We start from the raw sequence: 14107 nt of genomic DNA, 5'->3' as shown, positions 1-14107 counted from the left end.
GACGCACAAAACCGGCACACGCAGGAACGCAAGGGTTAGCAGTATGAATCGCAAGCTTTTCGGTACCGACGGCATTCGCGGGCAGGCCAATACATTCCCGATGACGCCCGAGATTGCCATGAAGGTTGGCATGGCCGCTGGCCGGCTGTTTACCCGGGGCGAATATCGCCATCGCGTGGTGATTGGCAAGGATACCCGCCTGTCCGGCTATATGATCGAATCGGCCCTGGTGGCCGGGTTCACGGCGGTCGGCATGGACGTATTTTTGTTCGGTCCGCTGCCCACCCCGGCGGTGGCGATTCTGACCCGCAGTTTGCGCGCCGATCTCGGTGTGATGATTTCCGCCTCGCACAACCCCTATTGCGATAACGGCATCAAGCTGTTTGGCCCTGATGGCTACAAGCTGTCCGATGCGCGTGAGCTGGAAATCGAAGCGCTGATGGAAAACGGCCTTGAGCAGGGGCTGGCGGCATCCTCCAAAATCGGTCGCGCCAAACGCATCGACGATGCGCAGGCCCGCTATATCGAAGTCGCCAAGCATACCTTCCCGCGCCATTTGCGGCTGGATGGCTTAAGGGTGGTGGTCGATTGCGCCCATGGCGCGTCCTACAAGGTTGCCCCGGCGGTGTTGTGGGAGCTCGGGGCCGAGGTCATCAGTCTGGGTGTTGAACCCAACGGTACCAACGAAAATCTCGAATGTGGCTCCACCGCCACCCACGCCATGTGTAACAAGGTGCGTGAAGTGCGGGCCGATTTCGGCATTGCGCTGGATGGCGATGCCGACCGCGTGGTGATGGCTGATGAAAACGGCCGCATCGTCGATGGCGACCAGATTCTGGCGCTGATCGCCAACAGCTGGAACAAGTCGGGCGCGTTGAAAAATGGCGGTGTGGTCGGCACGGTGATGTCGAATGCCGGGCTGGAACGGTTTCTGGGCGCGCAGGGCGTCAAGCTGGTACGGGCGCAGGTTGGCGACCGTTACGTCATCGAGGAGATGCGTAAGGGCGGCTATAATGTCGGTGGCGAACAGTCGGGCCACATCATCATGTCCGACTTCTGCACCACGGGCGATGGCCTGATTTCAGCGCTGCAGGTGCTGGCGGTGCTGAAACAGGAAAATAAGCCGGTTTCCGAAGCGGCCCATTTGTTTGAGCCGCTGCCGCAGATCCTGAAAAACATCCGCTTCCCCAAGGGTGCGGCCCCGCTTGATAACGACAAGGTCAAAGCCTGCATCGAGGATTGCACCAAGCGGCTGGCCGGTAAGGGCCGCGTGCTGGTGCGCAAATCGGGCACCGAGCCGTTGATCCGTATCATGGCCGAAGGTGAGAACGCCAAGGAAGTGCAGGGCGTTATTGACGATATCGCCACCGCGGTGGAAAAGGCCGGCGCATGACAATGCCTGCCCGCCTGTTGATTATTGCCGGGTCGGATTGTTCCGGCGGGGCGGGCATTCAGGCCGACATCAAATCGGCCACGGCTTTTGGGGTGTTTGCCATGACCGCGATCACCGCGATCACGGTGCAGAACACCACCGGTGTGACGGCGGTGCAGGCGATCACGCCTGAAAATGTCTATGGCCAGATCAGGGTTTGCATCGAGGATATCGGTGTTGATGCGATTAAGACCGGCATGCTGGTCGATGCGCGGATTATCGAGGCGGTCGCGGACGCCCTTAGCGATTGCGCGCCGGATGTGCCGCTGATCCTTGATCCGGTGATGGTGGCCACCTCCGGTGCGGCGCTGATCGATGATGCGGCGGTTGATACGCTTATCCACAGGCTGCTGCCACGGGCCACGCTGATTACCCCGAACCTGCCCGAAGCCCGGCGGCTGACCGGCATTGATGCCGACAGCAAGGATGGTGCGCGCGCCGCCGCCGCCGCCCTGCAAAAGATGGGGGCCAAGGCGGTGCTGATCAAAGGCGGCCATCGCGCGGGCGGCGTGATTGCGGATCTGTTGATCGCCCCCGATGGCGAACAGATTTTGTCCTATCCGCGGCTTGAAACCCGCCATACCCACGGCACCGGCTGCACCCTGGCTTCCGCCATTGCATCCTCCGTCGCCAAGGGCGTGCCGCTGATGGTGGCGGTCGAAAAGGCGCGCGCCTATGTCCAGCGTGCCATTGAAAATGCCCCCGGTTTCGGGGCCGGGCACGGGCCGCTCAACCACATGGTTGCGGCAGACTGAAACGCCATGGTCGCCGCAGATCCCTATCAGGCCTATATCGATGCGCGCCACAGCGCACAGCGCTTTCGCCACATCGAAGACTGCACCATCCTGCCCGGCGGCAAGGTGCTGCGTGATGGCCGCTGCCTGATCAATTTTGCCAGCAATGATTATCTTGGCCTGTCGCAACATCCGACGCTGAAGCTGATGGCGATGGAGTATGCCGAACGTTTCGGTGTCGGCGCCACCGCGTCGCGCCTGATATCAGGCAATCCTCCGGCCGTCAGCGACATTGAAGCTAAGCTTGCTAAGGCCAAGGGGCAGGAAAGCGCCCTGCTGCTGGCCGCAGGCTATCAGACCAACATGACGGTGCTGGCGGCACTGGCCGACAAGGCGGCACTGAAACGTGACGGCGTGATTATCGCCGACAAGCTTGTGCATAACTCACTGTTGGCCGGGGCGCTGCTGTCGGGGGCCAAGCTGGTGCGTTTTGCCCATAACGATATGGATCATCTGGCCCGGACGCTGGCGCGCGAGGCCGATGCGGATAAACAGCTGATCGTCGTCACCGAAAGCGTCTTCGGTATGGATGGCGATGTGGCCGACCTTGCCGCCATCGGTACGCTGGCCCACCGCCATCAGGCGCTGGTCTATGTCGATGAGGCCCACGCCACCGGCGTCATGGGCCGGTCTGGTTTTGGCCTTGCCGCCGATTATCCGGGTGCGGTCGATATCGCCATGGGCACCTGTGGCAAGGCGCTGGGCAGTTTCGGCTCCTATATCGCCTGTTCGGCGGTGTTGCGTGACTACCTTGTGCAGCGCTGCAGCGGTCTGATCTATTCCACCGCGCTGCCGCCGCCGGTGCTGGGGGCGATTGCGGGCGCGCTCTATCTCATCCCCTACATGGCGGCGGAGCGCGGCAAGCTTACCGAAACCGCGGCCCATGTCCGCGCCACGCTGGCGGCACAGGGCTGGGATTGCGGGGCCTCTTCCACCCACATCATCCCCATTCTGGTCGGGGCCGAGGACGCGGCATTGTCCCTTGCCGCAGCTTTGCGAACGGCCGGGTTCTGGGTTCCGGCCATTCGTCCGCCCACCGTGCCCGCCGGGCAGAGCCGCTTACGCCTGTCCTTATCGGCAGCGCATGACCGGGCAGATGTGGATGCTTTTCTGACTGTGATGGCGGATTTACGCGGAACGCTGCCATGCGCCTGAAGCGCCTTGTGCTGATCCATGGCTGGGGTTTTGGCCCGGCGGTATGGGATGCTCTGTGTACAGAATTGACCGGGGTTGAGACTGTGCGGCTCGATCTTGGTTTTTTTGCACAGTCTGTGGATGGGGCCTGTGCACTGCCTGTGAAGGATTTTGCGCCGACTGTGGATGATATTCTGGTCGGCCATTCGCTCGGGTTGATGTGGGGGCTGACCCGGTTCTCCGGCTGGGGTGGTTTTGTTGCCATCAATGGCTTTGCCCGCTTTGCCCGCCGTAAGGAAAATCCTGCTGACGATGGGGCTTGCGCGGCGCTGGCCGCCGTCAAGGCGATGAAGATCGGCTTGCGGCGCCGGGCAGATACCGTGGTGGCGGATTTTTATCGTGCCCTTGGCCATAGCGCCCCGATACCCACAGGTTTGGATGCGGCGCGCTTGTCCACAGGGCTGGATCTGTTGGTAACGGGCGATCTGCCACAGACCGGTTTACCGGGGCTGATCCTCGCCGGGCGGGCTGACCCGCTGGTGCCGGTGGCGGCAAGCGAACATCTGGCGGCCATCGCCCCCCATGCCGATCTGGTCTGGGCCGGGGGCGGGCATCTTTTACCCCTGACCCATGCCGCAGACTGTGCACAGCATATCCACACATGGATGGTGCGCTGTGGGTAAGGGGGCGGATGTCATCGCCGCCTTCGATGCCGCTGCCGGGCGCTATGACGGGGCGGCCGCGGCACAGCGCCAGATTGGCGCGCGGCTCTTGGATTTTTGCGGTACTATCCGCCCACGGAACATCCTTGATATTGGCTGTGGCACCGGCACTTTGCTGGCGCAGGCGGGGCAGAAATATCCCCAGAGCCTGTTGACAGGTCTCGATGCCGCCCCGGCGATGCTGGACGTGGCGCAGGCGAAATGTCCACAGGCCCGTCTGATCTGTCAGGACGCGGCGGCGATGATGCTGACGGAGCGGTTCGACCTCATTGTCTCCTCCATGGCGCTGCATTGGCTTGAACGGCCTGTGGATATCCTGCGCCGCTGGAAAGGGCTGCTCAATCCCGGCGGCCTGCTGGCGGTGGCGCTGCCGGTGGCAGGCAGTTTTGTCGAATGGCGAAATTTGTGCCAGCGCCATGGTCTGACCGACCGGCTGTGGCCCTTTGCCGATGCGGCTGTCTTTGCCGGGCTGGGCGTCGGTGCTGTGGAGGCTTGCCCGCTACGCTTTGAGACGGTGCGGGATTTCCTGCGCTATCTGAAACAGACCGGCGCCCACAGTGCCCGCCCCGGAACATTGGCCTTCAAACCGGGACAGATGAAGACGCTGCTCGCCGCCCCGACCCCGTTCGAGGTATCGTATCAGGTGCTGTATCTGCGGGTGGGGACGTAACCCCACATCACCACCATGGCCGCCCTCATCCTTCGACAGGCTCAGGATGAGGTGGGCGTTGGGTAATCCTCTTACGGATCGACGTTCCAGGTCGAGGCGACCATGTCCTGATCTTCCTGCGTGTCGCGTTCGATCTTCAGGAACTCGTAATAGCCGCAGCGCCCGGTGGGATAGGCCCGGCAGATCTTCATCCGCGCCTCATAGATGGTGCAGCGCCGCTCGTCGGTATCGAAGAAGCGGCAGATCTTGCCAAAATGCACATCCGTCTTGCGCTTGATCTTAAACTCGCCGCCGTCCTTTTTGTCGCCCTTGTTGACGAACTTCTTCTCGGCCGCTTCGACAGAAATGCCAAAATGTTTGGCCAGCCGTTTCAGGTCGGTCTTGTTCACCGGAATGATGTGATACGAGCAGCAATAGCCCGGGCACTTGGAACAATCGAAATGTTGTTTCGCCAATTTTTTTCTCAGTTTGAAAGTGGGCTCAGCTTAAGAACGGGTCGTGGACCAAAATGGTGTCCTCGCGCTCCGGGCTGGTCGACAGCAGCGCCACGGTGCAGCCGATCAGTTCTTCGATGCGGCGGACATATTTGATCGCACCGGCGGGCAGCTCGGCCCAGGTGCGGGCCCCTTGGGTGGATTCTTTCCAGCCCGGAATGGTCTCATAGATCGGGGTGATCGCCGCCTGCTCAACCGCATCGGTCGGCAGATAGTCAATTTTGCTGCCGTTCAGCATATAGCCGACGCAGATCTTGATCTCGTCCAGACCATCGAGCACGTCGAGCTTGGTCAGCGCGATGCCATCAACGCCACCGGTCAGTGCGGTCTGGCGCACCAGCACCGCATCGAACCAGCCGCAGCGACGCTTGCGCCCGGTCACGGTGCCGAATTCCTTACCGCGTTCGCCAATCTGTTCGCCGGTGGCGTCGGTCAGCTCGGTCGGGAAGGGGCCGGAACCGACGCGGGTGGTATAGGCTTTCACAATGCCCAGCACATAACCGATCTGATGCGGGCCGACACCCGAACCGGCGGCGGCATTACCCGCAACCGTGTTGGACGAGGTCACAAACGGATAGGTGCCGTGGTCGATATCGAGCAGCACGGCTTGCGCGCCCTCGAACAGAATCTTTTTGCCGGCGCGGCGCACTTCTTCCAGCTTGCGCCATACCGGGCCGACGAAGGGCACCACTTTGGGCGCAATCTCGGCCAGCTCTTTGACAATGGCGTCTACTGTATATTCCGGCAGGCCCGCGCCACGGCGCAAGGTGTTGTGGTGGGCGAGCAGGCGCTCGATCTTTTCCGGCAGGGTGGCGAAGTTCTTTAAGTCGATGGCGCGGATGGCGCGGCGGCCGACCTTGTCTTCATAGGCCGGGCCGATACCGCGCTTGGTGGTGCCCAGTGCCTGCGCACCCTGTTCGCGCATACCGTCCAGTTCGCGATGAATCGACAGGATCAGCGGCGCATTCTCGGCCACGATCAGGCTGTCGGGGGTAACCGTAACGCCCAGTGCCTTTAAGCGGTCGATTTCGGCGACCAGCGCGTAAGGGTCAACCACCACGCCGTTGCCGATGACCGAAAGTTTGCCGGGGCGCACCACGCCCGAAGGCAGCAGCGACAGTTTATAGGTGACACCATCGATCACCAGGGTATGGCCTGCATTGTGGCCGCCCTGAAAGCGCACCACCACGTCGGCGCGGGCCGACAGCCAGTCCACAATTTTACCCTTACCCTCGTCGCCCCACTGGGCGCCGATGACCGCTACGTTCGCCATGATGATGTCCCGGATTCGTTACGGCGTTTTATAGACCGCGATGACAGCTTCGTCTCGTTTTTTTGACAGATAAACACCGGCGGATCGTCACGGCGCACCAAAAACGCTGGCAGCGGGCGTAAATTAGGGGGTGTTTCAATAAAATCCTGAAATAATATTTCAGGGAACTGCGCCGCGCTTGCGCAAATGCGGGCGGCGCAGCAACATTCAGTTACACGGTACCATGGGGCGCTGATAGATCAGGTGGCGCTGTTCGAGGCCGCCAAGGACCTTGATGCGCTTGAAACCTTTATCCTTAAGCGCGTGGGCAAGGATCTTGGCTTCGCGGTCATCGGTGCATTCGGCAACGACCTTGCTTTCCACTTTGCCCTGCGCATTCAGATACAGGATGTCATAACTCGGCATGGGATCCTCCAGTGACCCGCCCCTTCCAGAGTGTAAGATGGGGTCTCACCGATCAAATGTCGAATGACAAAACGTTTCTGTTCCTTGCAGCCGTTCATCAGCGATACATGTTGACACAGAATATATCTAATGTCTGACATGTTGCGAAAAGTGGCGTCATATCTGCATTATATGGACGGCATCGGGGATGTTTGGGTATCAATCCGTACAGGGACTATCGCCACGCCATCACAAAAAATGTGATGGCGGGTTATAATATGTCTGTTACGAATAATTTAGATCGGTCCGCGGGCGGACGGGTTTTAACGCTTATGTCGCTTTTTAATTATCTTCCGGGCTCTGAATAAATTGGCGCATTTCCATGGCCATTTTTTCATTCGGCTTGGCCCGGCGTTTATTGGGGTGGGCAAAGAACCAGCCCAGAATACCCAACATTACGGTCAGACTGGCCAGCGTCGGCATCAGATCGAACAGGCGGTCCTGCACCATGGCAGCATCATGGAAGCTGCGGCCCATGCGGGTGCCCCACAGTACGCAATTGCCGACGCCATCAGGGTTAATGGCACAGCCGTCATATTTTGAGACATAGACTGCCAACATCGGCAGGGTCAGGGCGAAGATCGGCAACAGGAATAAGGTCAGCGTGCCGGTAAAGGGGCGGCGCTGGAAAAATGCCGCCAGTGTGGCAATGACGCTGATGAACAACAGCCAGAAAATGCTGCCGGTCAGTGCCCAGGACAGGCTGAGTGTGCTGCGTAAGATCAGGCTGACGGCTTCACTGGCGCAAGGCTCTGGCCCCGGCTGGCACGATGCGGCAAAGGCTACCCCGCGCATCAGCCAAGCCAGCAGCGGCGGTGCAATCAGCAGCACCACACAAACCCACCATACGATCGCCGCGGCATGTTCTATCGCCCAGGCTTTCAGCCCCTCACCCGTGATTTTCATCATGGCCCCTTAACCGAAACTCGGCCCTTGTTCAAAACAGTGGTTTAGCCGCCTTTGACCTTACTGATAAAGGCCCGGATCAGCCGGGCATTGCGGCCGCAATCGGCCACCCCGACGCGGCTTTTGGCCCGGATATCGACCCGCACGCCGATAGCTCCGGCAGGGCGGACACGAATGACGATATCTGACACCACGCCAAACCAGAAGCTGGCATCGGTTGCTTCGATCGCACCGGTTTTGGTGTCATAACTGGCCACCTGCCAGCCCAGCGCCTGCACCGCATTGAGCGAGCGCCAGAAATATTTGGCGACAAATTCCTGTTGCGGCATGGTGCCAGCCAGCCGCTCCAGCGGCTTGATGTCCTGATAGGCGTATTTCTGCGCCAGGGCGACGGTCAGCCTTTCGCCGCCATAGTGAATCTCGTGCGGGCCGTCATAGTCGGGCGGATTGGGCGCCCCTTTGCGTGCCGCCAGCAGGGTGTGGAAGGCCGGGGCCTCACCAATATCGGTCGAAACATCGTGAATCGGCGGGCGGGCATAGGACAGCCACAGATAATGGGCCGGAATACCGACCAGCAGCAGCGCCCCGATAACGCCGCTCATCCCGATTCCGGCGTGGCGGCCATCGTTGGCGTTCAGCGCCCGGGCCAGCCAGATGCCGCCCGAAGCCAGTGCCACCATACCGATGCCGATGCCGGGCTTAAGCAGGCCGATGCCGTGGCCATAGTCCCAGGCACCATAATGGGTGCCGGTGGCAGCGGTGAGCGCGACAGCCGTGCCCGTGGCAAAGCCGATCAGTGAAATCCAGGCCCAAAGGGATTGATACCGCACGGAGTTTCCGTTTCCTGCTGGCAAGATGAAATTGGTTGCTTGTCGGATAAAAGCATAGCACAGGCAAAGTAAAGGCCGGGGCAAAAAAGCGGCTATTTCCATCGACCTCGCGCCAGGCGTGGGCGGTGGGCATTTTGCCAGATGGTCCTTTGGTGCTTGACGCTGACGTAAGCGTTAACATAATGCCCGAAAAGGGATGAGATGTGGCGCTAAAGGCGGTAAAACAGCCGCTGGTGCCGCCATATGATGTGAAAACGATGGATAGCCGTACGTACACGATCCGCCAGCTGACCAAGGAATTTGCCGTCAGCGCCCGCACCTTACGGTTTTACGAAGAAGAAAACCTGATCGCCCCGGCCCGCCGTGGCCAGACAAGGATTTATTCGGCGCGTGACCGGGCCCGAATCATTCTGATCCTGCGCGGGCGGCGCATGGGCTTTTCGCTCAGCGAAATCCGCGAGTTTCTCGATTTCTACAATCCCGAAAGCGATCTGAAGCAGCTTTTGCTCGCCAAACAGCGGTTTGAGGAGCGGATTGCCGCTTTTGAACGGCAGATGGCCGATATTGATGCCACGGTGAACGAGCTGAAGGCGGTATTGGCCGAGGTGGATGCCCAGCTGGTGCTGCGCAAGGACGCGCCTGAAATGGTGCCCCCCGATCCCGATCCTGCCGGTCAGGCCAAAATAGGTTTGGTTGTGGATAAAAAATTCGCCTGAATTTTATAGTATTTTATATTCCGCCCGGGAGGGCCAGCCGATGTCTCCACGCAATGACGCCCCGGCCGGGGAATTCGACGCCACCCTGCAAGCCGCCAAGGCAGCCCATCAGCGCGGAGATATCGCCAGTGCCGAAGGCGGCTATCGTGTGGCGCTGGGGATGGACGGCCAAAGCCCGGCGGCGCTCTATGGTCTCGGCATGCTGATGCTGCAGACCGAGCGGGCCGACGAGGCCGCCGGGTATTTCGAGGCGACGCATCGGATCGATCCGACCAATCCGTCGGTCCTGCATGCCTGGGGCGTGGCGCTGGCGGTGGCGGGGCGCACCGACGAAGCGATTGAAGTCTACAAGACGCTGCTTGGGGTGGCGCCCAAGGCGGTGCCGGTGCTGGGCAATCTGGGCCATCTGCTGATGGTGCAGGGACTGCCTGCGGAAGCGCTGGGTTATTTGCAGGAGGCTGCCGCACTGGCGCCGCAGTCGCTCGAAGTGCAGGTTAATCTTTCGCTGGCGCTGATGGCGCTCGAACGGCACGAAGAAGCGCTGGTCTGTCACGAACAGATCGTGGCGCTGAACGATGCGTTGCCCGATGCCCATAACAATATGGCGCTGAGCCTGATGGCGCTGGGGCGGGAGGCTGATGCGGTTGCCCCCTTACGCGAAGCGCTACGGCTTGATCCCGATTTTGTGCCCGCGCTCGATAATCTGGGCAATCTGTATCACAAGCTCGGAGACTATTCTGCGGCGCTGGAATGCTATCGCCATGGTGCGGCGCTGCAGCCCGATGCCATGCTGGCGCATTTTTATTGCGGGCTAATGCTGGCGCGCCTCGGTTATCACGACGAAGCGCTGGTGGGCTATCAGCGGGCACTTGCCCTAGTGCCCGATTATGCCGAGGCCCATAACAATTACGGCTTGTCGCTGGCAGAGCTGGGCCGCCATGACGAAGCGCTGGCGCATTTTACCCGCGCGGTCGAGCTGGAGCCGCACATGCTGTCGGCACTGTGTAATGGCGGCAATGCCCTTAACGACCTGGGCCGTCCCGAGGACGCCGTGCGGTGGTTTGAAAAGGCGCTCGCGGTGGCCCCTGACGAGGCGTTGGCTTATTCCGGCATCGCCAATGCCCGCAAATATCAGGGCCGTTTTGCCGAAGCCCGCACCGCCTATGAAAAGGCCGTGGCGCTTCGCCCCAACATGCCGGGGCTGCAGCTGGCCTTGGCGCTGGTGGATCGTTTTTCGGCTGATGATACGCGTCTGCCCGGCCTGACCGCGCTGGCGGACAAGGCCGATGGTTTCGGTGATCAGGATCAGGCCAGCATATTTTTCGCATTGGCCAAGGCCTATATCGATTTAAACCAGCCTGCAGAGGCCATGGCGGCACTGCATCGCGGGAACGCCGCCAAGCGCCGTGACGTAGTTTATGACGAGGCGCAGGCAATGGCCAATCTGGCCCGGCTGGCCGAGACATTTACACCGGAATTTATGGCCGCACGGGCTGGTGGCGGTGATCCGTCCGATCTGCCGATTTTCGTACTCGGTATGCCGCGTTCGGGTACCACACTGGTCGAACAGATTATCGCCAGTCACCCGAATGTTTTCGGTGCAGGCGAGCTTAACGATCTGGCTCAGATCGTCTCCGGTGGCAGCTCGGTCGGGATGGACGATGATTTTCCTTTAAGTCCGGAGCGGCTTACCCCCGAACGGCTGAAAGAGATCGGTGCCGCCTATGTCAAACGGCTGGCGGCTTACGCCCCCACTAAAGCTGTACGCCATATCACCGACAAGATGCCGGGCAATTTTCGCTTCATCGGTCTGATCCGTCTGGCGCTGCCGGGGGCCCGGATCATTCATGTGCGGCGTGATCCGCGTGATATCTGCTTTTCCTGCTATTCGATTCTGTTCAAGGGCAAGCTCAACTACACCTACGATCTGGGCGAGCTTGGGCGGCGCTACAAGGCTTACGAAAAGCTGATGGATCACTGGCGTGCGGTATTGCCACCCGGCGTGATGCTCGAAGTACAGTACGAAGATCTGGTGACCAATTTCGAGGCCGAGGCCCGGCGCCTGATCGCCTTCTGCGGTCTGGACTGGGACGAGCATTGCCGTAACTTTTACAACACCGAACGCACCGTGCGCACGGCCAGCGCCACGCAGGTGCGCCAGCCGCTCTACACCGGCTCGATCGGCCGCTGGAAAGTGTATGCAGACGAGCTTACGCCACTACTTAACGCCCTCGGAATGTCCGCCGGGTAACCCCGTCAGATCCGTGCAGCGGATCAGTGCGGCATAGCGCCGGGGCTGATATCGGGTACCGGGCCGGCATTGGGATTGACGCGCTCATTCGACGGGCGGCAGTTGGCCATGCCATTACCCCAGCCAAAGCGATAGTTGGCGTCGCTGTCGTAGAGCGCCTTATCGCGGAATTTGTCAGCGCTGTAGTCTGCACTGGGGGCGGTGGCGGCCGAACAGCCGTCGGCAAACCCGGCCTTGAAGCCGGGCGTGTTCTTGGTGGCGCGCATCTTGGCGCTGGGGAACAGGATGCCGCAACCGGTCAGAGACAGGGCGGCAAGCACGGTTACGGCGATCAGCAGGGGCTTTTTCATGGCCGCCATGCTAGCAGGCCAATGCGTTGTTGCCAAAATGAAATTCTCGTATCCCGGCCCAAGCCGCCGTAAGGTCGTCGCCGTCGGACAGAGGGCAGTCGCGTATGCCGGAAAATGTTGCGTCCCTTATGGCCCGTGCAGCGGATGCGGCGGCCACGGGCGATTTGATCGGGGCCGAGGCGCTGTTTGCCCGGGCGGCGGTTGCCGCACCGGCGAATGCCGGGGTTTGGGGCAGTCTGGCTTGTTTACGCAATCTGGTGGGCCAGCCTGCCGGGGCGCTGGTGGCCGCCGACACGGCCCTGGCCCTGATCCCCCATGATGCCGTGCTGCTGGTGCAGCGTGGAGATGCCCTGCTGGCTCTGCGTCGGGCGGACGAGGCTTTGGCGGCCTTTACGGCGGCGCTCGGCTTTGCACCCGATCTGGTGCCTGCTGGTTTTGGCCGGGGCCGTGCTTTGCTGGCGCTGGGCCAGGCCGATCAGGCGCTGGTGGCCTTTCGCGCCGTTCAGTGCCTGCAACCCGATAACATCGCCCTGCGCTTTGCCGTGGCCGAGGCTCTGTTGGTGCTGAACCGTCTGGTGGAAGCCGCCGCCCAGCTCGCCGGGCTGTATGGGGTCCATCCCGGTGCGGTGGCGCTGGGCTTACAGATCGGGGCGGCGTTCGGTCGGGCTGGTGCCGCCGAAGCGGCGCTGTGCGTGTTTGATGCCATCCGTCAGGCCGTTCCGGCCTGTGCCGAAGCGGCCTTCAGCGCGGGCTGCACCCTGCGGTCGCTGGGGCGGATTGCAGCGGCGGAAGCTGCACTGAGCCAAGCCGTTCAGCTCGATGGGCAGCCGCTCCATCATCGCATATTGGCCGGGGTGAAGCGCTTTACCCCAGATGATGCCCGGCTGGGTGCGTTGGAAGACATGGTCCGGCACGAGGAAGCTCTGGCCCCGGCGGCGCGGGTGGATCTGCATTTTGCCCTGGCTCAGGCCTATGAAGACTTGGGCCGCCCCGCCGACGTGTTCGCTGCGTTGGCTCGTGGCAACACGCTGAAGCGGTCGATGGTTGCTTATGACGAGGCCGGGCAGCTGGGTGCACTGGCGCAAACCGCCACCCATTATGGTGCCGACGTTTTTGCCCGGCCATGTTCCGGTGCTGCCAGTGATGTGCCGGTACTGGTCTTTGGTATGCCGCGCAGTGGTTCGACACTGGTCGAGCAGATGCTGGCCAGCCACCCGGATGTTATGGGTGCCGGCGAAGTGCGGACTTTGCGCGATGCCGTGCGGGGCGTTTGCGGGGATCGCGGGCTGGCTGCACCACGGGTTGATGATGATCAGGCGGCGGCTATCGGGGCGGCTTATGCATGTGCGCTGACGGCCAAATTCCCGGCGGCGCGGCGCATTGTTGATAAGATGCCGGGTAATTTTCTCTATGCCGGGCTGATGGCGCGCGCCCTGCCACAGGCTAAGCTCATTCATATTCACCGTAATGCCCAGGATTGCTGTTTTTCCTGTTATGCCACCTTGTTCGCGGCGGGCCATCGCTATGCCTATGATCTGGGCGAGCTTGGCCGCTATTTCCGCGCCTATGAGCAGCTGATGGCGCATTGGCGCGCGGTTTTACCGCCCGGCCAGATGCTGGAAGTGCCGTATGAAGCGCTGGTCCAGGATTTTCCCCTCTGGGCTAAGCGAATCGTTGCCTTCTGCGATCTGCAATGGGATGCGCGCTGTCTCGACTTTTTTCACACCCCCCGTGTGGTGAGCACCGCCAGTGCGGTGCAGGTGCGCCAGCCGGTCTATACCCGCGCTATTGGGCGCGCCGCAGCTTATGCGCCCTGGCTGTCCCCGCTCTCGGTGGCTTTAGCTGGCCGGTAAGTCGGGCCGCCCGGTCTGCACGTGCACGGGCGTTTCTTGTATAAATAGGATAATAATCTTATTTCCAGGGCTGTGCACAGCTGCGCTGTCGCACAGGATCGCGGTACGGCTTATCCCGAACATAAAGCCAAAAATATAGCATCGTTAAGCCTAGGTGTTCGCTGGCAGATTCGTGGTAGCGCTCCACGCCGCGGTTGAGGCTTATCCAAATGCGCGCAATGTATAGGATAATGTTCCT

Annotated in this window: 14 protein-coding genes; 8 read left to right on the top strand and 6 right to left on the bottom strand. The window is 61.1% G+C overall.

Features of this window, described 5'->3' with window-relative positions; all coding sequences use genetic code 11:
- The first annotated feature begins 43 nt into the window (after positions 1 to 43).
- Genes glmM through ACZ5RI_RS00915 form a run of 5 tightly spaced genes read left to right on the top strand, consistent with a single transcriptional unit; the run spans position 44 to position 4752 of the window.
- The gene (gene glmM / locus ACZ5RI_RS00935; RefSeq protein ID WP_464514242.1) at positions 44 to 1393 is read left to right on the top strand and encodes a phosphoglucosamine mutase; all 1350 of its coding nucleotides are present in this window, start codon (positions 44 to 46) and stop codon (positions 1391 to 1393) included.
- Positions 1390 to 2187: a bifunctional hydroxymethylpyrimidine kinase/phosphomethylpyrimidine kinase gene (gene thiD, locus ACZ5RI_RS00930; RefSeq protein ID WP_464514241.1), complete on the top strand. Its 798-nt coding sequence runs from the start codon at positions 1390 to 1392 to the stop codon at positions 2185 to 2187. The genes glmM and thiD overlap by 4 nt, the downstream gene beginning before the upstream one ends.
- A gap of 6 nt (positions 2188 to 2193) precedes the next feature.
- Complete coding sequence (locus ACZ5RI_RS00925; protein WP_464514240.1) at positions 2194 to 3381, top strand: aminotransferase class I/II-fold pyridoxal phosphate-dependent enzyme; 1188 nt, start codon at positions 2194 to 2196, stop codon at positions 3379 to 3381.
- Entirely contained in the window at positions 3372 to 4043 is a 672-nt protein-coding gene (locus ACZ5RI_RS00920) for an alpha/beta fold hydrolase (RefSeq protein WP_464514239.1), read from the top strand. Before ACZ5RI_RS00925 ends, ACZ5RI_RS00920 begins: the two co-directional genes overlap by 10 nt.
- The gene (locus tag ACZ5RI_RS00915) at positions 4036 to 4752 is read left to right on the top strand and encodes a methyltransferase domain-containing protein (RefSeq protein WP_464514238.1); all 717 of its coding nucleotides are present in this window, start codon (positions 4036 to 4038) and stop codon (positions 4750 to 4752) included. The genes ACZ5RI_RS00920 and ACZ5RI_RS00915 overlap by 8 nt, the downstream gene beginning before the upstream one ends.
- Positions 4753 to 4823: 71 nt before the next feature.
- On the opposite strand, the gene ACZ5RI_RS00910 is transcribed toward ACZ5RI_RS00915, so the two are convergent.
- From ACZ5RI_RS00910 to ACZ5RI_RS00890, 5 genes are all read right to left on the bottom strand, one after another.
- The gene (locus ACZ5RI_RS00910) at positions 4824 to 5207 is read right to left on the bottom strand and encodes a YkgJ family cysteine cluster protein (RefSeq protein WP_464514237.1); all 384 of its coding nucleotides are present in this window, start codon (positions 5205 to 5207) and stop codon (positions 4824 to 4826) included.
- A gap of 25 nt (positions 5208 to 5232) precedes the next feature.
- Positions 5233 to 6519, bottom strand: a complete 1287-nt coding sequence (locus tag ACZ5RI_RS00905) for an adenylosuccinate synthase (RefSeq protein WP_464514236.1) — start codon at positions 6517 to 6519, stop codon at positions 5233 to 5235.
- Positions 6520 to 6726: 207 nt separating this feature from the next.
- Positions 6727 to 6924 carry a hypothetical protein gene (locus ACZ5RI_RS00900; RefSeq protein ID WP_464514235.1) on the bottom strand — a complete coding sequence of 66 codons (198 nt, stop codon included), beginning with the start codon at positions 6922 to 6924 and terminating at the stop codon, positions 6727 to 6729.
- Positions 6925 to 7245: 321 nt separating this feature from the next.
- On the bottom strand, positions 7246 to 7872 hold the full coding sequence (locus tag ACZ5RI_RS00895; protein ID WP_464514234.1) for a hypothetical protein: 627 nt from the start codon (positions 7870 to 7872) through the stop codon (positions 7246 to 7248).
- A 41-nt stretch (positions 7873 to 7913) separates the two neighbouring features.
- A complete protein-coding gene (locus ACZ5RI_RS00890) occupies positions 7914 to 8699 on the bottom strand; it encodes a DUF1499 domain-containing protein (RefSeq protein ID WP_464514233.1) in 786 nt (261 codons plus the stop codon).
- A 257-nt stretch (positions 8700 to 8956) separates the two neighbouring features.
- Here ACZ5RI_RS00890 and ACZ5RI_RS00885 point away from each other — a divergent pair, with 257 nt between their 5' ends.
- Positions 8957 to 9415 (top strand): MerR family transcriptional regulator, encoded by a 459-nt coding sequence (locus ACZ5RI_RS00885; RefSeq protein ID WP_464514232.1) that lies wholly within the window; start codon positions 8957 to 8959, stop codon positions 9413 to 9415.
- Positions 9416 to 9455: 40 nt separating this feature from the next.
- Positions 9456 to 11666 (top strand): tetratricopeptide repeat-containing sulfotransferase family protein, encoded by a 2211-nt coding sequence (locus tag ACZ5RI_RS00880; protein ID WP_464514231.1) that lies wholly within the window; start codon positions 9456 to 9458, stop codon positions 11664 to 11666.
- Positions 11667 to 11689: 23 nt separating this feature from the next.
- Here the strand turns inward: ACZ5RI_RS00880 and ACZ5RI_RS00875 are convergent, their stop codons facing one another.
- Positions 11690 to 12016 carry a hypothetical protein gene (locus ACZ5RI_RS00875; protein WP_464514230.1) on the bottom strand — a complete coding sequence of 109 codons (327 nt, stop codon included), beginning with the start codon at positions 12014 to 12016 and terminating at the stop codon, positions 11690 to 11692.
- 128 nt (positions 12017 to 12144) lie between these two features.
- Between ACZ5RI_RS00875 and ACZ5RI_RS00870 the strand changes: the two genes are divergently transcribed.
- The gene (locus tag ACZ5RI_RS00870) at positions 12145 to 13869 is read left to right on the top strand and encodes a tetratricopeptide repeat-containing sulfotransferase family protein (RefSeq protein WP_464514229.1); all 1725 of its coding nucleotides are present in this window, start codon (positions 12145 to 12147) and stop codon (positions 13867 to 13869) included.
- Positions 13870 to 14107 lie beyond the last annotated feature (238 nt).

Source organism: Micropepsis pineolensis (genome assembly GCF_055392125.1).
Note: the sequence above shows the minus strand (reverse complement) of the source record. Positions and strands in the feature narration are given on the sequence as shown.

What these genes read in the sequence shown, in the direction of transcription:
- ACZ5RI_RS00875 (WP_464514230.1), bottom strand. Translation starts at nt 12,016, where the DNA reads ATGAAAAAGCCCCTGCTGATCGCCGTAACCGTGCTTGCCGCCCTGTCT.
- ACZ5RI_RS00885 (WP_464514232.1), top strand. Translation starts at nt 8,957, where the DNA reads ATGGATAGCCGTACGTACACGATCCGCCAGCTGACCAAGGAATTTGCC.
- ACZ5RI_RS00870 (WP_464514229.1), top strand. Translation starts at nt 12,145, where the DNA reads ATGGCCCGTGCAGCGGATGCGGCGGCCACGGGCGATTTGATCGGGGCC.
- glmM (WP_464514242.1), top strand. Translation starts at nt 44, where the DNA reads ATGAATCGCAAGCTTTTCGGTACCGACGGCATTCGCGGGCAGGCCAAT.
- thiD (WP_464514241.1), top strand. Translation starts at nt 1,390, where the DNA reads ATGACAATGCCTGCCCGCCTGTTGATTATTGCCGGGTCGGATTGTTCC.
- ACZ5RI_RS00900 (WP_464514235.1), bottom strand. Translation starts at nt 6,924, where the DNA reads ATGCCGAGTTATGACATCCTGTATCTGAATGCGCAGGGCAAAGTGGAA.
- ACZ5RI_RS00920 (WP_464514239.1), top strand. Translation starts at nt 3,372, where the DNA reads ATGCGCCTGAAGCGCCTTGTGCTGATCCATGGCTGGGGTTTTGGCCCG.
- ACZ5RI_RS00925 (WP_464514240.1), top strand. Translation starts at nt 2,194, where the DNA reads ATGGTCGCCGCAGATCCCTATCAGGCCTATATCGATGCGCGCCACAGC.
- ACZ5RI_RS00905 (WP_464514236.1), bottom strand. Translation starts at nt 6,519, where the DNA reads ATGGCGAACGTAGCGGTCATCGGCGCCCAGTGGGGCGACGAGGGTAAG.
- ACZ5RI_RS00895 (WP_464514234.1), bottom strand. Translation starts at nt 7,872, where the DNA reads ATGATGAAAATCACGGGTGAGGGGCTGAAAGCCTGGGCGATAGAACAT.
- ACZ5RI_RS00880 (WP_464514231.1), top strand. Translation starts at nt 9,456, where the DNA reads ATGTCTCCACGCAATGACGCCCCGGCCGGGGAATTCGACGCCACCCTG.